Genomic DNA, 23070 nt, shown 5'->3' on the forward strand with positions numbered 1-23070 from the left:
AAATTCCTCCCCGGTTTAATCGTCAGTTGCCTTTAGCCGATCTAACTGTTGTTGGAGCTTAATCAAATCGGTTGCGAGTTTCAGTTGTTGTAATTCGTTCCCCGTTTGCTCGGCAACTGCAAATTCATGTTTTAAAGTCTTGATTTGCGCGGTCAACGGCGCATCCTGCTGTATTATTTTAACACAGTCCGCCACGGCCTGGGCACTATAGTAATCGTATGCCGGCGTCATTTCTAACTCCGCTAAGACCGATTGTAAGTGCCGTTCCCCCACAAAATCGCTAAACTCAGCGGAATCATATTCGGCATGCTGCCGGAAAAATTCCTGTGCAAACAAGTAGAGTTGTTGGTAATCATCGTGTACGAAGTTAAAATCAGGCCGATTAATCACCTGGGTCCACACGTTTGAATCATGAAGCATCGCCGTTAATAGCTGCCGTTCGGCGTTTTCAACCCGCGAATACCGGGGTTGTTCCCGCTGCTGGGGGGCAGCTGGTGGAGGCGTGACCTTAGAGTGCGCGGGTCGCTGTTCGTGTTCTAACCGCTGACGGTCCTGATCACACTGCTCTTGCAGGCTGGCAAGTTCCAAATCCAAATCGGTGGCTAAGTCCTTCAGGTAGACGGTTCGTTCCACCGAACTATCCAAACTAGCAATTAACCGGGTTGCTTGTTGGGCATAATCAATCCGCTCTGCTTCGTTGCTAAGGTTGAACTGCGTCCGTAAGTACCGCAACCGAAATTTAATTACCGGTTCCCGACCGCTTTTAACGATGTTTTGGAAGCCAGCCGCCCCAAATTCACGCCGGTATTCATCGGGATCCATTCCATTTGGAATCTGAATGACCCCAATTTGGAATTGCTTGGTCTGTTCTAAGAGAGTTACTGCCCGCGCGATTGCTTTTTGTCCGGGAGTGTCCCCATCGTAGCAAATGTCGATGTGATCGGTTACCCGTTTCAAATCATAAATTTGTTCTTCGGTCAGACTGGTCCCCATGGAAGCTACTCCGTTCTCAATCCCAGCCTGCGTCGCAGAAATCACGTCCATGAAGCCCTCAAACAAGATCAGACGGTGTTCCTGCCGCGCTGCCTGGCGGGCCGTCGCATAGTTATATAAAACCCGGCGTTTGTTAAAAATTTCCGTTTCTGGACTATTTAAATACTTCGGCGCGTTGTCATCCGGTTGCAACAGGCGCCCGGAGAAGCCCACGAGCGCTCCAGTTAGGTTCGCAATTGGAAACATCAAGCGGTTCGAGAACCGGTCCTTTAAATTCCCCTGTTGATCTTCAACGAACAGCCCAGTTTTGCGCAACGTTTGGTAATCCGTTTTCCGTTCGGAAAAGAAGGACTGGAGCACTTGATTACCGGGTGCATACCCCAGGTTAAACCGGTCAATCATTTCCGGACTAATCTGGCGTTTTTTTAGATAAGCCCGAGCCGTTTCTCCCAGTTTCGTATTAACCAGGATGTGGTGATACAACTGGGCAGCTTCCTGATGGGCAGCAATTAACGGCTGTTGCTGCTGGTGTTTCGGATTGGTTGCTTGGGTCGTAACCCCCGCTGGCAACTCAATTCCATCATCCTTCGCCACTGCTTCCACTGCTTCGGGAAAGGAGAGCCCCTTTAAATCCATTAAAAAGGTGAAAACATTGCCACCCCGACCACAACTAAAACAGTGAAAAATTTGTTTACCTTCATTTACCGAAAACGAGGCGGTCCGTTCTTCATGAAAGGGACATAAGCCAAACAAGTTTTGCCCCGCTTTTTTTAACTGAACGTACTTACTGACCACGTCTGTGATGTTGGTACTGGTCCGCACCCGTTCAACAAAGTCTTCTGGCAACTTTGGCATGTTGGTCCCCCTCCTTTACTTGGCTTTTTACTTTACCATGACCGCTTCCACGTCAGCAAAATGCTGAATTAAAGCCGCTAATTGCTGCATTTCCGTTAGTCGATTCTGCCGAACGGCCGGATCCTTGGTCATGATCATCGTGGCATCAAAATAACTGTCAATCACGGGCCGCAGATCTGCCAACGCCGCATAAGCATCTGAGGCTGGCAGGGTAATAAAACTCTGCTGGAGCTGCTTGACTGCTACATCCATTGCTTGTTCAGCTTCGTTTTCAAACAAGGCGGGATTAACCTCATTATCAGCTAATGGGGAATCGGCCTGAGCTGCAATCCGGGTTACCCGGGTCAAAGCTTCAATGACAGCTTTAAAATCAGCCTGGTCATGCGCAGTTCGCAACGTTAGCGCACTCTGTTCGTTATAGTTAATATCGGTACTGGTAGCCGCCACCGCCGCATTGACAAGGTCATAACTGACCCCTGCATCCTTGAGCTCTTTCTTAATCCGTTCCTTAATAAACGCGATCACGTCAGTAAAGACGGGTGCTTGGTCAACCTTTGGCAGGACGGCCTGATCTGTTTCTGCTGTCACAATCGCTTCTAATAACGGATGCAATGGTAGAGTCCACTGCCGATCCGTCACAATGCGCACAATTCCAGTTGCTTGGCGTCTAAGGGCATAGGGATCGTTAGACCCACTGGGGATCATCCCAGCAGCAAAGAAGGTCATGATACTATCCAACTTGTCAGCCACCGCTAACACCGCTCCGACCTGGGAGGCCGGTAGAGCACCATCCGCAGCAATTGGTTGATAGTGTTCCCGGATGGCCTGGGCAACCTCTGGATCCTCACCCTGTAACAGCGCGTACTTCTCTCCCATAATCCCTTGTAATTCAGAAAATTCACCAACCATTCCGGTTACAAGGTCAAACTTATAGATGGAAGCGGCCCGGTCGAGGTGAGCCAACTGGCTCTTCGTGAGGCCCACTCGTTCACCGATTAAGCGGGCAATCATCTGAACTCGTTGCATTTTGTCATACATCGATGAAATTTGATCGTGGAAGGTCACGTCCTTGAGCTTCTGCACGAAGTAGTCGAGGTCATGTTGCTGGTCTTCCTGGTAGAAGAATTCCGCATCATACAACCGGGCGGCGAGGACCTTTTCGTTTCCCGTAATGACATTGTCAAGGTACTCACTGTTTCCGTTACGAACGGAAACAAAGTGGGGCAGTAAGTTGCCAGCTTGATCCTCCACGGCAAAGAACCGTTGGTGATTGCGCATGGAAGTAATCAAAACTTCCTTTGGAATGGCTAAAAAGCGGGGATCAAAATCACCGGCAAAGCTGGTCGGCCATTCTACCAAGTTATTAACTTCTTCCAGTAAATCGGCTTCGACGGGAATCTGCCAATCGTGTTCATCGGCAATGGCCGAAATTTGGGCTGTGATTTTAGCTTTCCGCTTGTCCGCATCGGCAATGACAAATTCTTGTTCTAAAGCCGGTTCGTAATCGGAGACCTTACTTAAGGCAACCGGATTCCCTAAGAAGCGGTGTCCGTAGGTTGTCCGCCCCGCCTGGACGTTCACGATCTCTAACGGTAAGACCTCTTCATCGAGGAGGGCGACCAACCATTTGATGGGCCGCAAAAATTGAAAGTGGTTTGTCCCCCACTTCATCATGGTGGGAAAGTTAAGGGACTTAATCACGTCGACTAACCCAAGTAAGACCTCACCCACCGGCTTTCCGGTGACGTGTTTATTGACAAACACGTAGTCAGTTCCCTTGACCGTTTTAAAGGTAATGGCGTCTGGCGTAACTCCTTGCCCCTTTGTAAACCCAAGGGCCGCCTTACTCCAGCTCCCGTCTTCATTTTGTGCGATTCGCTTGGCCGGTCCCTTGACCTCTTCGTCAATATCGGGCTGCTTAGCGGCTAACCCCGTAATTTGGAGGGCCAACCGGCGGGGCGTCGAAAAGGGTTTAATGTGTTCGTAACTAATGCGTTCAGCTTGCAGAAATTGTTCTACCTTGGCCATTAGCTGGTGGATACTTGGGGTTACAACGTGCGCAGGCATTTCCTCTAGGCCAATCTCTAATAGAAAATCACGTGTCATTATTTTGCCTCCCCCTTTTGTTTTGCTTGTTGATGCACAGTTGCTTCGTGTTTTTTCGTATATTCAGCGAGTACGGCAGCTCGCGTTTGTGGATCCTTAATCAACGGGAAGCCTAACTTCCGGCGTTCTTCAACAAAGGCCTGGGCAATCCCGTGAGCCATTTTCCGAATCCGGGCAAGATACCCGGCCCGTTCCGTCACCGAAACGGCTCCACGGGCATCCAGTTGGTTAAAGGTATGACTACACTTTAAAACGTAGTCGTAGGCGGGGTGCACTAAGCCGAGTTTAATCAACCGTTGTGCTTCCTTTTCGTACGCATCAAACAATTGATGGAGCATGGCTTGGTTACTTTCTTCAAAGCTATATTTAGAGTGTTCGTACTCCGGTTCTTTGAAGATGTCGCCATACTTAACCCCGTCCGACCATTCAAGATCAAAAACGTTATTAACGTCTTGAATGTAAGAAGCTAGTCGTTCCAACCCGTAGGTAATTTCTACGGCCACGGGATCCATCTGTAAGCCTCCCACGACTTGGAAATAGGTAAACTGCGTTACTTCCATCCCATCGAGCCAGACTTCCCAACCAACTCCGGCACAACCCATTGAGGGGTTTTCCCAGTTGTCTTCCACGAACCGAATGTCGTGTTCTAAGGGATTAATCCCCAGTTCCTCTAGGGAATGAATGTACAGGTTTTGAATGTCATCTGGAGAGGGCTTCATGAGGACTTGAAACTGGTGGTGTTGGTACAACCGATTTGGGTTTTCCCCGTACCGACCGTCTGCTGGCCGTCTCGATGGTTCCACATAACAGACGTTCCATGGTTCTGGTCCAATGGCCCGCAGAAAGGTAAACGGACTCATCGTCCCGGCCCCTTTTTCGGTATCGTACGCATCCATTACCATGCACCCTTGCTGACTCCAATACTTTTTAAGCGTTGCCGCAATTGCTTGCATTGAGAGCTTTTTTGTCATGTTAATTCCTCCATTTCTCAAACAAATAAAAAAGCCTATGTAAAAGTAAAAACTCTTACATAGGGACGAGGTCGTCGCGGTTCCACCCTACTTCTGAACTTAATCAGCAACTCGAAACGCATTGACTCGAAAAGCGCCAGTCCCTGAATGCAAGTGCCATCTCTCACTATCATGGCTTCGCTGTCTTGCAACCTTCAGTTACTCTCTTTTGTCTGTGTCAAATATTTAGTTAACTCTATTATAGTGGGCTAATTTGCAAACGTCAACGACAATCACTTCGGCGTCAGGGACCACTGCTTCATTTGCCGTAAAAAGCGTTTGCTCTTTAGTTTCAACCCCACGTCGTGATCATAAATTTGGTCTAAGGTTTGCTGTAATTGGTCCTTGGTCCGCTGGTTTACCTGAATTTTACCAATCTTTGTAAGATCAACCGTAGAAAACAACTGGAGGTAGTAAATCGTTCGTGGTGCTAAGTGCAACCGGTGGGAATCAGCGGCAAAGTGGCGCTCACAAATCAAACCACCAAACTGTTCCGAATAATCATAAGTCGTGCTCGTTCGACCACAAACCGCACAGTGGTGCCATTCTGGCGCCACTCCAAAGACCGGCAACAACTGGACTTCCACGATGTTTGTAATAATTGCCGGATCAAAGCCGTTGTTAATCAGGTTTAAGGCATAAAATAACTTATCAAACCACTGAGAAACCGCTACTCCATCGGGAAAGGCAGCATCAAGCAGCCCCATAATATAGGTAGCATAAGCATTCAACATTAAATCGGCACTGATCTGGCTAAAATGCTTCACATGATCCGCCGTTGCAATGTAGGATAATCCTTGCTTTTTTAGCGTTCCATCGTAGGTCCCGTAACTAAACGGCAACAAATCCGCTGTCATTTTAAACTTGGGCCGGCGCGCCCCACGGATTAAAAACATCTTTTTGCCCGCTTCCGCAGTAAAAAACTTCACCAGCATATCGTGTTCACGATAATTCTGGCGGTAGATTAAAATCCCGTGGAAAGGGCGACTCTTGGTATTGACCACACTTACACCCCTTTGGTGGCAACCACCTTAATAATCATTTTTGGCACTATATCCCAGGTTATTTAAGGCATTTGGTTTATCGCGCCACCCGGATTGAACGTGGACCCAGAGTTTTAAGTTAACCTTCGTTCCGAGTAGTTTTTCAATTTCACGTCGGGCCCCCACGCTGATATATTTAAGCCGTTGACCGCCCTTCCCCACAATGATCCCCTTTTGCCCATTGCGTTCGACAATAATTGAAGCTTCAATCTGAAGCTTGCCGGTTTCATTGGGACGCATCCATTCAACATAGACCGCCACCGAATGCGGAATTTCCTGACGCGTATTGGCTAAAATTTGTTCCCGAATGATTTCTTGCACAATGAAGCGCTCGGGATGATCCGTAACTTGATCATCAGGATAGTATTGCGGACCTTCCGGAAGGGTTTTTACTAAGGACTGCAGTAACTCATCCACGTTGTTCCCTCGTAACGCTGAGATGGGGAAAACCTCGGCCCACGGGTAGGCCTTGCGGTACATATCCATAATCGGCAGGAGTTGGTTCGGATCAATCTCATCAATCTTATTAATGATGAGGTAAACCGGGGCCTCAATCTGCTTTAACTGGTCAATAATGTAATTATCCCCGGCCCCCCGCGTTTCGGTTGCACTAACCATGAACAGCACGGCTTCCACCTCTTTTAGAGCTGATAACGCCGCCTTATCCATGTATTCATCCAGTTTATTTTGCGGTTTATGAATTCCAGGGGTGTCGAGAAACACAATTTGACTGTCATCCGTCGTGTAAATTCCCTGAATCTTGTTACGCGTGGTTTGGGCCTTATCGCTCATGATGGCTACCTTCTGGCCCACCACCCGGTTTAAAAACGTTGATTTGCCGACGTTTGGACGACCAACAATGGCCACAAAGCCGGATTTAAATCCTGTACTCATGTCTTTTCCTCATCTCTTAAAACGGTAACAGTGCAGTTACATAGGGAACCAGTACGATTGCCCCGATAACTAAAGCCATTCCGGCGGTAAATAATACGCCTCCAGCGGCAATATCCTTCACCTTTTTGGCAACGGGATCAAAGTGGGGGCCGACGGTTAGATCCACTAGGTATTCGACCAAGGTGTTGACAATCTCGGCACTCAGAACCAAAAAACAGGCTAATAATAACCAGAGCCAGGTCCGGGCATCCACGTGCAGCACCAACCCCACTACGATAACGATGAACATGCCGAGCAGGTGAATGCGAAAGTTCCGTTCCCGAAAAAAAATTAAACAGAAGCCGTCCCAAGCGTGACCGAAGGCTTGGGCAAAGTTTTTATTTTTGGTAATCTGCCGGTTATTTTTTGAGTCCATAGCCATCTAAAATCTTTCGTTGGAGGGGAAACATCACCGCTTCGTCCTCGGGTTCCATGTGATCATAACCGTTAAGATGTAAAAAGCCGTGGACAACTAAGAACCCTAACTCGCGGTCCGTGGAATGTCCCAAAAAATCAGCCTGTTCCTGAACCTTATCCATGCTCACAAAGATGTCACCCAGATTTTCCGGAATCTCAGCTCGTAACTCATCGTCCATGATGAGGGGAAGATCAGCCTCAGCATCATCCTCAAGGGCAAAACTAATCACATCAGTTGCCCGATCTACGTTACGATATTCACGATTAATGGCTTGAATGCGCTCGTTATTCACGAGCGTCACAGACATTTCCGTATTCTCAGCTAATCCCAATGTTTGCGCTGCATAATCTAATAAGCCCTTAATTAGTTTGATTTTGGCATCGGGAACCTGCGGGGTGGTTTCATCGTAAATTTCTAGATCCATCATTTCTCCTTATTCAGCTTCATAGGCCGTGATAATCTTAGCTACAACTGGGTTTCGGACCACATCGGCAGCCGTGAGCCGAATCACCGCGATGTCATCGATCGCCGCTAACACGTGCGGAGCACTAACTAACCCACTCGTTACGTTACCCTTTAGGTCAATTTGTTGAATGTCACCATTTACAATCATTTTGGAGCCAAACCCTAACCGGGTTAAAAACATTTTCATCTGCGGATTAGTCGTGTTCTGCGCTTCATCCAAAATGACAAAGGCATTTTCTAACGTCCGCCCCCGCATGTAGGCTAAGGGAGCAATTTCAATTACCCCCCGTTCAATGAGCCGATCCGTGTGGTCTTTACCCAAAATTGCGTACAAAGAATCATACAATGGGCGCAGGTAGGGATCGACCTTTTCCTTCAAATCACCTGGTAAAAAGCCAAGGCTTTCTCCAGCTTCCACGGCTGGTCGCGTGAGGACGATTTTATCGACTTTGCCCTTTTTCAAGGCTGCCACCGCCATCACCACGGCTAAATAGGTTTTTCCGGTTCCAGCGGGACCAATCCCAAAGGTAATGTCATGCTGATTAATTGCTTGAATATACTGACGCTGGCCAAAGTTTTTCACCCGCACCGGTTTGCCCTTGTTGTCCTTAATCAATACCTGGTTATACAAATCCGGTAAGGAACTGATTCGCCCTTGGCGTGCTAAGTTAACGGCCGCTACGTAATCACTCGCGGTTGGATGAATCCCGGCGTGAATCAGTTTTAAGAGATTCAAGAGAATGTCATAACTTAACTGGACTTCCTGTTCATCATGGCCTTCAACCTTAATCATTCCTGCAGAAAAGCGGATTGAGGTGTGTAATTCATCTTCAATAATTTTGACGAGCGCGTCTTGAGTTCCAAATAAGAGCGCCTGATCGTTTGGATTATTCAACGGTAATTGTTTTTGATATTCAAAATTTTCAATCAATCAAATATATCTCCTTAATGCGTTTTGGTTAAATTTTAGCATATCCCCCGAGCTTTCCAAAGGGAAACCCGGTTTGCCCACTAAAAAACACTCCAAAAGATCAACCTTTGGAGTGTTTTTTACGTTTGAACTTGCTTAGAAGTTGTTACGACGCTTTTTCTTTTTATTGTTACGTTTTCTTGCTGCTTCTGATTTTAATTTACGTTTAACGCTAGGCTTTTCGTAAAATTCACGTTTACGAAATTCCTGGAGAGTTCCGCTTTTTGAAACAGTCCGTTTAAAGCGACGAAGAGCATCTTCAAGAGATTCGTTCTTACGAACAACGGTTTTTGACATGTAAAATCCCTCCCTCCGAGCTTAAATAGTGCCAGCGTTACTATCTGACAAGTACAATTATACCTTATGCTAAAATTCACGTCAACGACCGAATTAAGATTTTGTTCTGGTCAGTGAAAGTCCAGCAAGTAAGCTATAATAAGAGCAACAAGCTTTTTGAAAGGAGTTCTGTATGAAAACCATTTATAATGTATTTGTCATTTCTGATTCAAGTGGACAAACCGGAACAACCATTGCTAAAACGGCGGCGGCGCAGTTTCCAGAGGCCCATGCGAACATCAGTCAGTATCCATTCATCCAAACCAAGTCAATTCTTACTGGAATCTTAAAGCTGGCTAAGGAAAATCAAGCGATTATTTTCCATACCCTAGTGGATTCCGAACTCAGTGACATGGTAACGCAGTATGCCGAAGAAAATGGCCTGTCGAGTTTTGACTGTATCCAGACCCCGATTGAATTAATTTCTCACCGGCTCCACGAATCTTCAGCCGCGGTTCCCGGATTAGTCCACAATTTAAACGCTGCCTACTTCAAACGGATTGACGCCATTGAATTTACGGTTGCAAACGACGACGGTCGCCATCCTGAAAAACTAAAGCAAGCTGACATCGTGATCCTGGGGGTTTCTCGGACTTCCAAGACTCCATTATCGTTATACCTTGCCAACGAAAGCTATAAGGTTGCGAACGTCCCCGTGGGGCCCAACATTCAGCTACCGGATGAAATTTGGCAGTTGAATCCCAAAAAAATCTTTGGCTTAACCAATTCGATTACAAAACTGCAAGAGATTCGCACCCAACGGATGAAGGAATACGGGATTGAAAACGATACCCGGTATTCAAACGCTGCAAACATCAAAGCGGAACTGGACTACGCTCAACGGCTCTACCAAAAAATTGGCTGCCTCTGCATTAACGTTGCTGACAAGTCAATCGAAGAAACGGCCTCCATTATAACCGAAAGCCTCCCAAAGGCTAATCCTCCAATGCCGCCGTCGTAAGCTTTTGAATCATCTCAGGATCAAATTGTTGGTTCCGTAACATTGCAACTTCTGCACCGTGCGGATCGACTTTTACCTTATCATTAACTTTAATGGCGGGAGTTTCCATGATTTTGGGAACTGCCGCCAGTTTTTCGTCATGGGCAATGGCGTTTAGTGCCGGAAAGCCAATCGTCCCAAAGCCAATGTTTTCATGGCGGTCTTTGTGACTTCCCAATGGATTTTTATCATCATTCAAATGAATGACCTTGAGCCGCTCAAGTCCGATCACCCGATCAAATTCAGCTAGGACCCCAGCAAAATCATCCTTTACGTCATACCCCGCATCGTACGTATGGCAGGTGTCAAAGGTTACCGAAAGTTTTTCGGGATGTTCCACTCCAGCAATGATGGTCTGGAGTTGTTCAAAACTAGTCCCGAGCTCGGTTCCCTTTCCAGCCATCGTTTCTAACGCAATTTGAATTTGTTGTTCGGGATTAATCACCTGGTTTAATCCCTTAATGATCTGTTGTAACCCCGCATCAACTCCCGCTCCCACGTGGGAACCAGGATGTAACACAATCTGGGTGGCGCCCATTGCTTCGGAACGTTCCACTTCCTTACGTAAGAAATCAACCGCAAAGCCAAAGCTTTGGGGCTTTTTGGTGTTCGCTAGGTTAATAATGTAGGGAGCGTGCACGACCACTTCTCGCAACCCGTGGCTGTGCATGTATTCTTTCCCCGCTGGAATTTCTAATTCATCCAGGGGCTTGCGGCGCGAATTTTGGGGCGCTCCGGTGTAGACCATAAAGGCGGTTTCATCGTTAGCGGCCGCCTCTTTCGCTGAGCCTAAAAACATGTCTGGTGCTTTCATTCCAACGTGGGAACCTAGCAATAATTCTTCACTCATCATTATCCTCAGCTGCGTTATGCCGGCCGATGACGTATTTGTCAATCACCCGCTTGTACGCTTTTCCATCGTTATAAGTATTCCACCAATCGTTAAAGGCCGTAAAGTCAACCGGTTGATTGGCTAGGATTGCTTGTCGTAACTGGTCAACCGTCTTAACTGGTGGGGTTGGTAACCAACGTTTCAAGTCCGGTTGAACCCCGCGCTGTTCGGCGTATTCGTGCAAATCATACATGAAGAAAATTGCCGACCGGGCTTGGGGCATCAAACTAAAGTCAAAAATGAACGACGAATAATCAGTGACTAAGGTGTCTGCTAAGGTCATCAAGTCGGTCGTGGTAAATTCGTCATAAATTTTGACGTTTGGATGTTTAAACTGTTCCATTTCGAGTTTTTCACGGTCAATCTCTGGGTAGAGTTTAACCGCTACAACCGCGTTGGGGTCGGCCGCCAAGGCCTCAATGGTCCCGGTGGGCGGGTTCACTTGACTAGCATTCCGGTAGGTTGGGGCGTATAAAATCACCCGTTTGTTTTTTAACTCGGGCGCCGCCAACCAGACGCGCTGTCGCACCGTGTCTAACCAGTTCGCACTAAACAACCGATCAGAACGTGGCATCCCCAGGTCCTGCATTTTGGCAGCCGGTTGGGCAAAGCTGCGTTGAAAAACGTTTCCCATAGCTTTAGACGCCACCACGTAGTCATCGAACTGGTTATACACAAGTTGATGACGGCGGCGTTTTAACCACCCGTTTTGCCGTTGATTAGGATCCTCCCAGCCAAACGTCTTAATCGTGCCGTCGGCATGCCACAGTTGAATGATTTTCATTTTCGTGCGAGGTCGAATTAAGCCAGCTAGCAGGGCGTAATAGTTATCACAAAAAATTAACCGAGCCGACATTAACTGCGGAATGCGCTGCAGTAAAAACGGGATACTCATTTTTAACGGAATTGCTTTGACCCCAAAGGCCTTGAGGTCGTAAGCGGCCGCCAACGTGCGTGGATTATAAATTACCACCAATTTTTGTCCCGCTGGCAACTCAGCCGCCGTCCGTTTAATCATGTGGAGGTTGTTACTGTAACTCATCAGGTAATAAACGTTCTTTTTAGTTCTAAAGTAAAATAGTACGGAGAGGAAGCGAACCAACCACACATATACTGTTTTCATTTTATTTTATCCCGCCACTTTCTAAGGTTGCTCTGTCATCGTTATTTCGGTTTGCTTTCGTAAAAGTGTCCAAACACTTCATCCACGTCAACCGCCACTGCAAAGGCATGGGGATCAGATTCGTGAAGCGCTTCATCCAGTTCATTTTTTTCGTATCGCGAAATCACGGTAAAGAGGATCGCTTTGCGGTCATGATGATAGGCCCCTTCCGCGTCATGGACAATCGTAATCCCGCGGCGCATGTGATTTTGAATGCTATCTACAACCGTTTTCGGAAAGTCCGTCACGATCATCACCTGCATCCGTTGCTGTCTAGTATAGGTTAAATCCATTACTTTCGCATTAACAAACAATCCAATTGCAGAATAAAAAGCATACGGCCAGCCGTACATGAACCCGGCTGACAGAATAATCAACGAGTTAAAGATAATGTTAATGTTTCCAATCGAATGCCCCGTTTTCCGTTGAATCACAATCCCAAGGATATCCAATCCCCCCGTGGAAATCTGATTTTTCAGGGCTAATCCGGTCCCAAATCCGTTGACAGCTCCCCCAAAGAGGGCACAAATCAACGGGTCGGACGTCAGGGTTAGCGGGTGCAAAATTTTAATCATAAAACTAGCGAGCAACACCGAAATAAAGGTAAAGATGGCAAACTGATGCCCGATTTGTTTCCAAGCTAATAGTAGGAGCGGGAGGTTCAGCAGTAGCAGTGCTAAGGCCGTTGACAGGGTAAACGGCAGGTACCGCTGCGAAACCGTGTTCAGTAACTGGGCAAATCCGGTAATCCCAGAGGAATAAATGTGCCCCGGCGTCCAGAAGAAATTCATCGCAATTGAAACTAACGTCGCATAAATAAACGCGGTTGATAGCTTCGTAATAATTTGGTGCCGGCGAATGACTTTGTGTACATCGTCCATAAACAACCCTCTAATTCCAATTCTTGTAATTATTCCATCATAGTATAACACGAAAAAAGGAAGCCACGCGTTGCGCGTAACGTCCCCCTTTAGCCTTATTTATCAGTTGATTTTTCCACTTCAATTCCTAATTCATCAAGTTGCTTAGGTGCAACGGGCGTTGGTGCACTCGTTAACGGATCAATGGCCTTAGAATTCTTCGGAAAGGCGATTACATCACGAATGTTGCCCCGCCGCGCTAACAGCCGCGCAAACCGATCTAAGCCGATTGCCAAGCCACCATGGGGCGGAAACCCATAGTCTAAGGCCCGCAAGAAATACCCAAACTGAGAGTTGGCGCTTTCTGGCGTAAAACCGAGGGCCCGAAACATCTTTTCTTGTAACTCGCGGGTGTGAATCCGGATCGAGCCACCCCCGAGTTCCAGCCCATTTAAGATGATGTCATAACTCTGGGCGTGCGCCTTGTGGGGATCTTCCCCCTCATCCAAATAATGTTCATCGCCGACATTTGGCATCGTGAACGGGTGGTGAGCGGCGGTCCAGCGTTGGGCCCCCTCATCATATTCAAACAACGGCCAATCAACGACCCATAAGAAGTTATACTGGTCGGCTGGAATCAGGTCTTGCTCCTTCGCAATTGCTACCCGCAGGTATCCAAGGGTATCAGCCACGACCTTAGCTCGGTCAGCAGCAAAGAGCACTAAATCACCGGGTTGAGCGCCGGTTTGTGCTTCAAGAGCTGCAACTTGGTCAGCATCCTTAAAGAACTTGGCGATGGGGCCGGAGAATCCATCCGCTGTCACCTTCAGCCAGGCCAGCCCCTTCGCGCCAAACCGCTTCACGTAATCGGTATACCGATCAATGTCTTTGCGGGAGTACTGATCTGCTCCCTCAGGGACGACAATTGCTTTGACTTGGCCTCCAGCAGCGACTGCCGAACTAAACACTTTAAAATCAGAATCGGCCACGAGGTCCGAAACATCCTTTAGCTCCATTCCAAACCGGGTATCAGGTTGATCTGTCCCAAAGCGATTCATGGATTCTTGCCACGTAATCCGGTCAAATGGAAGTTTGACGTCGTACCCAACGGCGTCCTTCATGACCTCTTTAATCAGGCCTTCTGTCACGGCTTGGATATCTTCGGCACTCATAAAGGATGTTTCTAAGTCAATCTGCGTGAATTCTGGTTGCCGGTCTCCGCGTAAGTCCTCATCCCGAAAGCACCGTGCAATTTGATAGTAGCGATCGAAACCGGCCCCCATCAGCATTTGTTTAAACTGCTGTGGGGACTGTGGCAAAGCATAAAAGGAACCGGGATACACCCGTGATGGTACCAAGTAGTCGCGCGCTCCTTCCGGGGTCGATGCCGTTAAATCCGGAGTTTCAATGTCAATGAACCCGTTTTGATCTAGATAGCGGTGCGTTGCCTGCAAAATCCGGTTTCTGACCAAGAGCCCCCGTTGCATCTCTGGGCGCCGAAGATCCAAATACCGATACTTCAACCGCAAGTCATCGCTGGCGTTGGTGTCGTCCTTAATTTCAAAGGGAACCGGCTTGGAAGTACTCAAAATCTGAGCCGACGTCACGTGGACTTCGACCTTCCCCGTATATAGATCGGGATTAATTTCCGTTTCGGCCCGGGCAACCACTTCCCCCGTAATTTCGATCACAAATTCATTTTTCGCCGTTTCGGCCACTTGAAAAGCCGTCGGATTCTCATGTTCGTTAAAGACCAACTGAACAATCCCGGCCCGATCGCGAAGATCAATAAACATTAAACTCCCGAGGTTTCGTTTTTTGGCAATCCAACCATCCAACGTCACCGTTTGGTCTAAATACTGTTCGTTGACATTCCCAGCATATGTAGTTCGTTTCATCATTATCATCCTTTCCAATCCAGCAATTAATGGGGCGTTGTCAACCTACAACTTACCCTTCCTGACGCCAGAAAAAAACCGTGCGAAATTGCTCCAAGGGCGCAAATGCACGGTACCACCTTTTTTTATTACTTCATGAGGTTTTCATTTTTAATTAAACCAGTTCTAAACGTGTCTTTCCGGAACACCCGCTACGTTCTTGCACTCCCGAACGCTTTCTGAGAAACGGCCCTTCCCGGTACTCTTCGTTATCAGTGAACTATTTCTAACATTTTTACCCTAATCAAAAACCCGGAGAAAGTCAAGGAGATCCACGGGATTTACTGCCAGAATCCCGAAAAAGTTATATGATATTAATTAACTAGTAATTTAGGAAGTAGTGAGGAAAAATCATGCCCTTTACAATCAGAAATCGCCGTGGGTTGGCCTTTACCCTGGTCGTAACCTGCTGTACCTGTCTCATTATCGGCATCATGCTCTTACGAAACAACGTCGCCGTTCACACAAACAACCTCCAGATTAAAGCCGGTCCCAACTTAGCTACCACTACGATTGGAACTGTTAACCGGGGCGACCGGGTGCAAATCATTACCAAAAAACATCAATGGGCCCAGGTTGTCTATCAACACCAAAAAATTGGTTGGGTGCCGAACTGGTTATTAACCGGTCATCCCCACCTCAAAACCGCTGGTCCGCTAGCGGAAGCGACCATTGTTTTAGACCCTGGGCACGGAGGATCTGACTCCGGCGCCCTCTCTAATTCTAACCAGCCAGAAAAACGCTACACCTTAGCCCTCGCACAACAAGTTGCGGCGCGCTTACGCGCAGCGGGTACGAACGTCATTATGGTTCGTGATCACGACCAAACGGTGGCGTTAAAGCGGCGGCCAGGCTTTGCAACTAAGTCACAGGCCAACCTGTTTGTGAGTTTTCACTTTGACTCCTCCACCGTGTCGGGATCAGCTTCCGGATTCACAACCTATTACTACCATCCGGGCCACTCTAAACAACTGGCGCAAGCGGTTAATCAGCAACTAACCGGCCTTGGTTTAGAAAATAAGGGTGTTCAATTTGGCGATTACCTCGTCATTCGGGACACCACCGTGCCGGCCGTTTTATTAGAAATGGGTTACATCAATAACCAAACTGACTTTCAAAAAATCAAAAGTAAGGCTTACCAACAAAAGGTCGCGACCGAGGTGACCGCGGGCCTAAACCACTATCTCAAGACTAACTATTAACCAGATCACTAGGAGGTTTCCATGAAAAAACTAACGACTGCGTGGTTACAACAACTGCCCCTGCAGGAGCTCCAGACCGTTACGCCCGTTTCTGGTGGGGACATTAATGAGGCCTACCAGCTAACCACGAAGAGCGGCGCCCGCTACTTTTTAAAGGTTCAACCAGGACGTGGTAAAGCTTTTTTTGATCATGAAGTGGAAGGGTTAAACCTAATTGGCCAAGTTGCCACCGTGCCAACCGTGATTGCGAGCGGCGAGATTGAAACGGATGGCTATCTCATCCTGCAATGGATTGAAACTGGCAACGGCAACCAGTTTGAGCTTGGCAAAATGGTCGCTAACGTTCATCAGCAACAGGAACAGCGCTTTGGTCTCGACCATGATTTTCGCTTAGGGCGGTTTCCAAAGGTTAATCAGTGGCAAAGTAACTGGGCGACCTTTTTTATTCAGCAACGGTTACAGCCACTGGCGCAGTTAGCCCAGCAAAAAGGCCGCTGGAACCAAACCCGTTCCGCGGCCTTAACTCTGATTATGCAGCAACTGCAAGCTTATGCAGCCACTCATGTAATTAAACCGAGCCTCTTACATGGGGATCTATGGGCAGGGAATGCGCTCTTTAACCACCAGCACCAGCCCCTGCTCATTGATCCGGACGTTTATTATGGTGACCGCGAATTTGACCTCGGAATTACCACCGTCTTTGGGGGCTTTACCGCTGCCTTTTACAGCGGCTATCAATCTGTCTATCCCTGTCGTCCGGGAGTAGAAGCCCGCTTACCCTGGTATCGCTTTTACTACGTTCTGATGCACGTCGTCCTCTTTGGTGAGAGCTACGGCACTTATCTTGACCAAATCAGTTCAAACCTATTGAATGAGGGCCGGCAATAATGAGGGCCGGCAATTCAGTTAAAGCATGAATGGTAACACTGGGCGTTCCCGGGGCTTCAATTACATAATCCGGGTCAAACAAAATTGACTTGATTCCAGCCCGGTTGGCAGCATCCACATCTAGTTTCCGATCCCCCACAAATGCCGTCTGGGCTGGATCCAATTGCATTTGATTCAGTAAGAACTGCAGTGCCGTCGGATCCGGTTTACGTGGAAATCCTTGTTCACGGGTCACAATTCCGGTCAACAAGGGGGTTAAATTGGCCTGCTCCAGTAACGTGACCGCGGCTTGATCACGATGGGTGACCAAGCCGTTCTGGCCCCCGTTCTTAACCACCGCTTGGAGCGCTGCCGGCGCACCAGCAAAGGGCTGGGCTAGCTGAATTTCCAGGGCTTCAAACTCCCGATAAGCAGTTTGCAACTGCTGCGGGTCAACGTGGAAACAGGCACTAAACTTCGTAATGGCCGAATTAAGGGAATGCACCCGCATTTGCCGATAAATTTCGTCCCCATCGATCTCAAATTCATCAACACCAACCCGTTGGAGCGCCTTTGTAAAAGCACTTACCATGTATGGGTACGTATCAAACAGGGTCCCATCAAAATCCCAAAGTAAATTGATCATTGTGCAGACTCCCGATCATTCAATAGGAACGTAGCTGGTCCATCGTTCACGAGCTCCACCTGCATATCCGCGCCAAACTGCCCGGTAGCCACTGATAGTCCCTGGGCTACCAGCGCCTCATTAAAGGCGGTGTAAACTTGGTGGGCCGCTTGGGGATCACCTGCGGCTTGAAATGACGGCCGATTCCCGTGGTGTAAATCAGCTAACAGCGTAAACTGCGAAACGGAGAGAATTGCTCCCTGCGCTTGGGTAATGTTGCGATTCATCTTCCCCGCCTCATCGGCAAAAATTCGTAGTTTAGCCACTTTAGCTGCCAGCCGTTGGGCCGTGGCCTCGTCATCCCCGGCTTCGGCACCGACAAAAATTAATAATCCCGTCTGAATGGCTCCCACGACCTGCTCGTCAATCCGCACGGTGGCCCGCTGGACTCGTTGTAGCACTAACTTCATAATTAACTCCTTTAGTTTAAAACCCGTTCGGCGGTTGCCACTCCGGGAACCATTTTAACGGTTTCCATTACCTGCTCAACCTGAGCAACATTGTGGACGTCCACAACCGCATCAATGGTCACGCCCGTATCATCGTGAACGCGCCCGTTAATCGACGTTAACTGAGCCGGACTGTTATTAAACCGTTTAATGACATCATTTAACACCCCGTTGCGGTTATCAGCTTCAAAACGTAACTTAGCCGGGTAATTAACCTGATTATTTTCAACTTCCCGCCAGTGGGCCGCAATAATCCGGCCAGGCTCGGCGTTACTAAAGTTATTACAGTTAACCCGGTGAATCGAAATACCCCGTCCCTTGGTGATGTAACCAATAATTTCATCGCCGGGGAGGGGCAAACAACAGTGACTCAACCGCACCAACACGTTATCAATCCCATCGACCGCCACGTTATCGGCTGGCCGATTTCCCCGGGGTTGGGACGTGCTTTTTTTCGTTGACAACGTCTGAGAGTGTTCCAGGAGATCTTGTTCCGCCTGGAGTTCCCGTTCCTTTTGTCGTTCATCCCGAATCTCACTGGTAAAGCGGTTAGCCACTCCCACCGCGTGGATATCTCCAAAGCCAAGGGCGGCTAACAGGTCATCCTCCGTCCGGTAATGGAGTTCGTTGAGCACCCGTTCCCGGTTTTCGGTTGTTAGTAATTCGTTCGGCGCGTACCCCGTTTCCTCCAACTGATTGTGGAGAAGTTCGGTCCCGGCTTTAATGTTATCCGCCCGGTTTTGCTTTTTGAAAAACTGATTAATCTTGTGCTTGGCACTACTAGTGTGTACCAAATCTAACCAGTTCTTTCCGGGGCCCGTTGAGTTCGCAGCGGTGATGATTTCCACGATGTCCCCGTTTTGAATCTGATAATCAAGCGACACCATTTTGCCGTTTACGCGGGCCCCCGTGGCACGATGACCCACTTGCGTGTGAATGGCATAGGCCATGTCGAGCGGACCTGCTCCCTGGGGAAGCTCTAACACATCACCGTTCGGCGTAAAGGCATATACGTGATCACTAAACAGTTCCCCCTGGACACTGTCCATAAAGTCAGCCGCATTATCGGTTTCTTCTTGAATTTCAATAATCTTTTTAAACCAGTTTAACTGCACGTTATTGTCATCATTGGCAACGGCGTCCGTTTGGCCTTGTTTATAAGCCCAGTGGGCTGCAACCCCATACTCTGCAATGCGGTGCATCTCTTTGGTCCGGATTTGAATCTCCAGCGGTTTGCCTTCCGGTCCAATCACAGTTGTATGCAACGACTGGTAGAGGTTCGGTTTGGGCATGGCAATGTAATCCTTAAACCGGCCCGGCATGGGTGGCCACTTCGCGTGCACCGCCCCTAAAATGGCATAGCAATCCTTAACCGTGTCCACGATAATTCGAATGGCTGACAGATCGTAAATTTCTTCAAACTTTTTGTGCTTGTCGACCATCTTTTTGTAAATGGAATAGAGGTGCTTCGGCCGCCCGTAAATTTCCGCTGGAATGTGATAGTCCGCAATGGCCCGGCGCACTTCGCGAATGGCATCCTGAATGTAAGATTCCCGCTCGTTTCGTTTCGACTTCATCGAATGCGCAATTTGGTAGTAGGCCTCGGGATTCAGATAGCGTAACGCCATATCCTGCAGTTCCCACTTTACGGTTCCCATCCCCAGGCGATCTGCGATGGGCGCATAAACATCAAGGGTTTCTTTGGCAAACCGCACTTGAAAGTCGGCGGGCAGGTCGCCCAGCGTATCCATGTTATCCATTCGGTCTGCAAGTTTCACAATCATCACGCGGATATCCTTGCACATCACGAGCAGTAACTTCCGATAGTTTTCCGCCAGTGCTTCCCGACTCGAGTTGTATTTAATCTTACTGATTTTAGTAACCCCGTCGACAATCAGGGCCACGTCAGCACCAAACTGCTCACGAACGTCAGTCAATTGCATGTCACTATCCTCAACCACATCGTGCAAAAAACCGGCGGTAATGGCCACAGCATCCATATTGAGGTCCGCTAAAATCCCAGCCACGTTCGTCGAGTGATCAATGTAACTTTCTCCAGAAGCCCGTTGCTTTGATCCATGCGCGTGCCGAGCAACTTGGTACGCCCGCTTAACCATTGCGACCTCGTCAGGGTTCATTTCACTTTGAATCTTAGTAAATACCTCAGCTGGTTGCCATTGTTTGAGGCTTGCCATCGTTGTCACCTCCATTTAATCATCAGATTATTCGTGATTTAAGTTATTTTAATCATATTTTATCATTTAAGTTCGGAAAGTACAGAAATGGCACTCAAAAAGTACAACGGTGCCGATTCCGTGCGTAGAATCCGGGGGCCTAAGCCGACTACCTGAAACCCGGTGGCTTGTAAGTCCCTAACTTCTTCAGGACGAAGGCCCCCCTCCGGGCCAAAGAGAGCTACCAACCGGTCGCCAGGGTGAAGCTGGGTGCCTAGTTGCACTAGCCGACTGGTCTCCCCCTGTTTGGCTGATTCTTCATAAGCTACCACCCGCTGGTCTGCGTCCGCTGCCATCGTCTGTAACGCCGTTAGGTTTTCGCAGTACCGAACTTCCGGAATCACGTTGCGATGGGACTGTTCGGCTGCGCTGCGCGCAATTTTTTGTAAACGGGCAATCTTTTTCGTGGCCTTTTGGGCCCACTTTGCGACCGACCAGTCAGTTGGCACAAAGATAATGGTTTGCGCTCCGAGTTCCGTGGCCTTCTGCACAATTAACTCGGCTTTCCCACTTTTCGGTAAACCACAGGCAATGGTGACCGCCACCGGCAGTTCGACATTCTGCGTGGTTGCAGCCACAATTTTAATGATGCCTTGCTGTGCATCAATCAGTTCGCCCACAAAGACCCGCTGCTGATCGTCCACAAACTCGGCTTGCGTTCCTACGGTAGCGCGTAAGACCCGCAACCAGTGTTGCTTAATTTCCGCTGATAATGGGACCTTTTCGCCCACCGCTAAGGGCCGTTCACTAAAATAATGTTGCACGTTATTGTCCTTTCCGTTCCACTACCAAGGCCCGCCAGTTCTCGTGTGCCAGCGTTAACCGAACGTCTAAATTTAAGGAGTCCAGTTGAGCTAGAATTCCTGCCAATTGATCCGCATAAATTCCCGATAAAATTAGCTGTCCCGTTTCCGCTAAATGGCTCGGCACCTGTGGGAGCAAGGCATGTAGCACTTCAGCTAACATGTTCGCAACAATGACATCCGCCGTTCCCAAAATGCCATCAAGGAGACTATTAGTAGCTACCTCAATGTCTTGCATCCCAGGGTTGGCAGCCACATTCTGTTGGGCAGAAGCGACCGCCACCGGATCATTATCAAAGGCGCGAATGGCGCCGGCGCCTAATAAGCGAGCGCCAATGCTGAGCACTCCTGATCCAGTTCCCACGTCAAAGAGCGTTTCCCCACCACGCAGGCTCATTTCTAAGGCTTGGAGTGCTAGTTTAGTCGTCGGATGCGTTCCCGTCCCAAAGGCCATCCCGGGATCCAACCGAATCAGCTGCTGATCACGTTGGTTTTGCTGATAATCCTCCCAGTTGGGGACTACCGTTAGATAGCGGGTAATCCGTTCGGCATGATAATACTGCTCCCACTCGGTTGTCCAGCGATCATCGACTGGTTGCGTGGTGACCGTTGCGGCTCCCGCATCAAGGCCATAATCGGCAAACTGTGCTAAGGCGTGCTGAATGTGGCCAAGCAGCGGTTGGACGTCGGCCTCTGCATCGACATACGTCTCCACGACCACTTGGTCCCCCGGTAATTGATCCTCAATTTGAATCCCCTGAGCACCTAACTCAACTAGCAAATTACTAACCGCTGCGACGGCTTCATTCGTGGTTGTTACTTGAACCTTGGTTAAACTCATGTGTGCTTCCCTTCTGACAAAAAGAAGCATCCTCAACAGGATGCTTCACTTGTTAATGTTCTTCATTCGCTTTTTGGAGCTTCGCTTCGTGATACGGAAGATGTGACTTCAAATACTTCAACAGGCTCCGCTCGGTTTTAAAAATCCGCGGATGTTTCTGCTTGTGTAAGCGCAAGTCAATTTCCTTAATTTTTTGGCGTCCTGTCCATCCGTGTCCATAACGTAAAATAATCCGGTTATTCAATTCATCTTTCCCAAACCGGAAAATGTACACACTCTCTGGAGTCATTAATGGGCGGATGTAACCCTTTTTGTAATGATAACCATTGTCACGCAAAAACTTTTTCGTCATTGCTAACACGTTATCCACCTCCATTTTCCAAAATTCGTCTAAACCTATTATCCATGGTACTGGAGCAATCTGAAAATGGCAAGGAGATTTATTTAATTTATCTAATAATCATTAAAAACAATTCACTCAATTCAGAAAAAAGCAGGCGTAGTGACTACGCCTGCTTTCCGGAATTCCCTTATTTTACAATTTCACAGAACTCAATTTTTTCATGGTTCGGACCATAGATGTTAAAGAACTTAATTCCCTTGTCCCAGAAAGGCCGAGTTTGAATTTCCGTGTCAATTAAGTTTAAATCCATTTGCTTTGCTTCTTGTAAAGCAGCAGCGGCATCCGTAGTGTTTAATGAGATGTGGTTAATGGCTCCATCAACCTTCGCGGTTTCGTCACCTTCCCACGTTTCAATCAATAAGTTACCGTACTTCATAAATGCACACCGATTACCTTGGTATAAAAATTCACCGGCCTTTTCAAAGCCTAATTTTTCGTAAAAAGCAACCGTTTCGTCTAAGTCTGTAGCTGGAATTCCAACGTGTTGAATTCCGGTAAAGTAGTTATCTAATGCCATTTTAATCTCTCCTTTAGGTTTAGTTCATGTCAACTATGTGAAACTGTGAACACCATTATTATAAGCTACTTTTTTTCAAGAATAAAGGG

23 protein-coding genes are annotated in these 23070 nt (G+C 48.0%); 3 read left to right on the forward strand and 20 right to left on the reverse strand.

All coding sequences use genetic code 11. The features are described from left to right. Positions 1–15: 15 nt before the first annotated feature. From dnaG to rpsU, 9 genes are all read right to left on the reverse strand, one after another. Positions 16–1848 carry a DNA primase gene (dnaG, locus tag M3M35_RS01620; RefSeq protein WP_252750285.1) on the reverse strand — a complete coding sequence of 611 codons (1833 nt, stop codon included), beginning with the start codon at positions 1846–1848 and terminating at the stop codon, positions 16–18. A gap of 27 nt (positions 1849–1875) precedes the next feature. Continuing rightward, complete coding sequence (gene glyS, locus M3M35_RS01625) at positions 1876–3954, reverse strand: glycine--tRNA ligase subunit beta (RefSeq protein WP_252750286.1); 2079 nt, start codon at positions 3952–3954, stop codon at positions 1876–1878. Further along, entirely contained in the window at positions 3954–4925 is a 972-nt protein-coding gene (glyQ, locus tag M3M35_RS01630; RefSeq protein ID WP_252750287.1) for a glycine--tRNA ligase subunit alpha, read from the reverse strand. The genes glyS and glyQ overlap by 1 nt, the downstream gene beginning before the upstream one ends. 272 nt (positions 4926–5197) lie before the next feature. Further along, on the reverse strand, positions 5198–5968 hold the full coding sequence (gene recO / locus M3M35_RS01635; RefSeq protein ID WP_274706358.1) for a DNA repair protein RecO: 771 nt from the start codon (positions 5966–5968) through the stop codon (positions 5198–5200). A gap of 27 nt (positions 5969–5995) precedes the next feature. After that, positions 5996–6901, reverse strand: coding sequence for a GTPase Era (era, locus tag M3M35_RS01640; RefSeq protein WP_252750288.1), 906 nt, complete (start codon positions 6899–6901; stop codon positions 5996–5998). 16 nt (positions 6902–6917) lie between these two features. Next, positions 6918–7322, reverse strand: a complete 405-nt coding sequence (locus M3M35_RS01645) for a diacylglycerol kinase family protein (RefSeq protein WP_252750289.1) — start codon at positions 7320–7322, stop codon at positions 6918–6920. Then, on the reverse strand, positions 7300–7782 hold the full coding sequence (gene ybeY, locus M3M35_RS01650; RefSeq protein WP_252750290.1) for an rRNA maturation RNase YbeY: 483 nt from the start codon (positions 7780–7782) through the stop codon (positions 7300–7302). The genes M3M35_RS01645 and ybeY overlap by 23 nt, the downstream gene beginning before the upstream one ends. Before the next feature lie 9 nt (positions 7783–7791). Beyond that, entirely contained in the window at positions 7792–8754 is a 963-nt protein-coding gene (locus M3M35_RS01655) for a PhoH family protein (protein ID WP_252750291.1), read from the reverse strand. A 135-nt stretch (positions 8755–8889) separates the two neighbouring features. Next, complete coding sequence (gene rpsU, locus M3M35_RS01660; RefSeq protein WP_252750292.1) at positions 8890–9090, reverse strand: 30S ribosomal protein S21; 201 nt, start codon at positions 9088–9090, stop codon at positions 8890–8892. A gap of 172 nt (positions 9091–9262) precedes the next feature. Between rpsU and M3M35_RS01665 the strand changes: the two genes are divergently transcribed. Further along, the gene (locus M3M35_RS01665) at positions 9263–10090 is read left to right on the forward strand and encodes a pyruvate, water dikinase regulatory protein (protein WP_252750293.1); all 828 of its coding nucleotides are present in this window, start codon (positions 9263–9265) and stop codon (positions 10088–10090) included. On the opposite strand, the gene M3M35_RS01670 is transcribed toward M3M35_RS01665, so the two are convergent. From M3M35_RS01670 to aspS, 4 genes are all read right to left on the reverse strand, one after another. Then, entirely contained in the window at positions 10065–10979 is a 915-nt protein-coding gene (locus tag M3M35_RS01670; protein WP_252750294.1) for a deoxyribonuclease IV, read from the reverse strand. The two genes, M3M35_RS01665 and M3M35_RS01670, sit on opposite strands and share 26 nt — an antisense overlap. Then, complete coding sequence (locus M3M35_RS01675) at positions 10972–12144, reverse strand: CDP-glycerol glycerophosphotransferase family protein (protein WP_252750295.1); 1173 nt, start codon at positions 12142–12144, stop codon at positions 10972–10974. The genes M3M35_RS01670 and M3M35_RS01675 overlap by 8 nt, the downstream gene beginning before the upstream one ends. A 41-nt stretch (positions 12145–12185) precedes the next feature. Then, entirely contained in the window at positions 12186–13064 is an 879-nt protein-coding gene (locus M3M35_RS01680; protein ID WP_252750296.1) for a YitT family protein, read from the reverse strand. Positions 13065–13159: 95 nt separating this feature from the next. Beyond that, a complete protein-coding gene (aspS, locus tag M3M35_RS01685) occupies positions 13160–14941 on the reverse strand; it encodes an aspartate--tRNA ligase (protein WP_252750297.1) in 1782 nt (593 codons plus the stop codon). Between the two features lie 392 nt (positions 14942–15333). Between aspS and M3M35_RS01690 the strand changes: the two genes are divergently transcribed. Together M3M35_RS01690 and M3M35_RS01695 are read left to right on the forward strand one after the other, a co-directional pair. Further along, entirely contained in the window at positions 15334–16182 is an 849-nt protein-coding gene (locus M3M35_RS01690; protein WP_252750298.1) for an N-acetylmuramoyl-L-alanine amidase family protein, read from the forward strand. A gap of 21 nt (positions 16183–16203) precedes the next feature. After that, positions 16204–17070, forward strand: a complete 867-nt coding sequence (locus M3M35_RS01695; protein ID WP_252750299.1) for a fructosamine kinase family protein — start codon at positions 16204–16206, stop codon at positions 17068–17070. Here M3M35_RS01695 and M3M35_RS01700 read toward each other — a convergent pair. The 7 genes from M3M35_RS01700 to M3M35_RS01730 form a co-directional block, all read right to left on the reverse strand. Continuing rightward, positions 17036–17695: an HAD-IA family hydrolase gene (locus M3M35_RS01700; protein ID WP_252750300.1), complete on the reverse strand. Its 660-nt coding sequence runs from the start codon at positions 17693–17695 to the stop codon at positions 17036–17038. The two genes, M3M35_RS01695 and M3M35_RS01700, sit on opposite strands and share 35 nt — an antisense overlap. After that, the gene (dtd, locus tag M3M35_RS01705; protein WP_252750301.1) at positions 17692–18144 is read right to left on the reverse strand and encodes a D-aminoacyl-tRNA deacylase; all 453 of its coding nucleotides are present in this window, start codon (positions 18142–18144) and stop codon (positions 17692–17694) included. The genes M3M35_RS01700 and dtd overlap by 4 nt, the downstream gene beginning before the upstream one ends. An 11-nt stretch (positions 18145–18155) precedes the next feature. Then, positions 18156–20378 carry a RelA/SpoT family protein gene (locus M3M35_RS01710; RefSeq protein ID WP_252750302.1) on the reverse strand — a complete coding sequence of 741 codons (2223 nt, stop codon included), beginning with the start codon at positions 20376–20378 and terminating at the stop codon, positions 18156–18158. Positions 20379–20440: 62 nt separating this feature from the next. Next, positions 20441–21181: a 16S rRNA (uracil(1498)-N(3))-methyltransferase gene (locus M3M35_RS01715; protein WP_252750303.1), complete on the reverse strand. Its 741-nt coding sequence runs from the start codon at positions 21179–21181 to the stop codon at positions 20441–20443. A gap of 1 nt (position 21182) precedes the next feature. Beyond that, positions 21183–22061, reverse strand: a complete 879-nt coding sequence (gene prmA / locus M3M35_RS01720) for a 50S ribosomal protein L11 methyltransferase (RefSeq protein WP_252750304.1) — start codon at positions 22059–22061, stop codon at positions 21183–21185. 52 nt (positions 22062–22113) lie between these two features. After that, complete coding sequence (locus tag M3M35_RS01725) at positions 22114–22422, reverse strand: hypothetical protein (RefSeq protein WP_252750305.1); 309 nt, start codon at positions 22420–22422, stop codon at positions 22114–22116. A 169-nt stretch (positions 22423–22591) separates the two neighbouring features. Then, positions 22592–22981 carry a VOC family protein gene (locus tag M3M35_RS01730; protein ID WP_252750306.1) on the reverse strand — a complete coding sequence of 130 codons (390 nt, stop codon included), beginning with the start codon at positions 22979–22981 and terminating at the stop codon, positions 22592–22594. Positions 22982–23070 lie beyond the last annotated feature (89 nt).

The organism is Fructilactobacillus myrtifloralis (assembly GCF_024029335.1).
GTDB classification, from domain to species: domain Bacteria; phylum Bacillota; class Bacilli; order Lactobacillales; family Lactobacillaceae; genus Fructilactobacillus; species Fructilactobacillus myrtifloralis.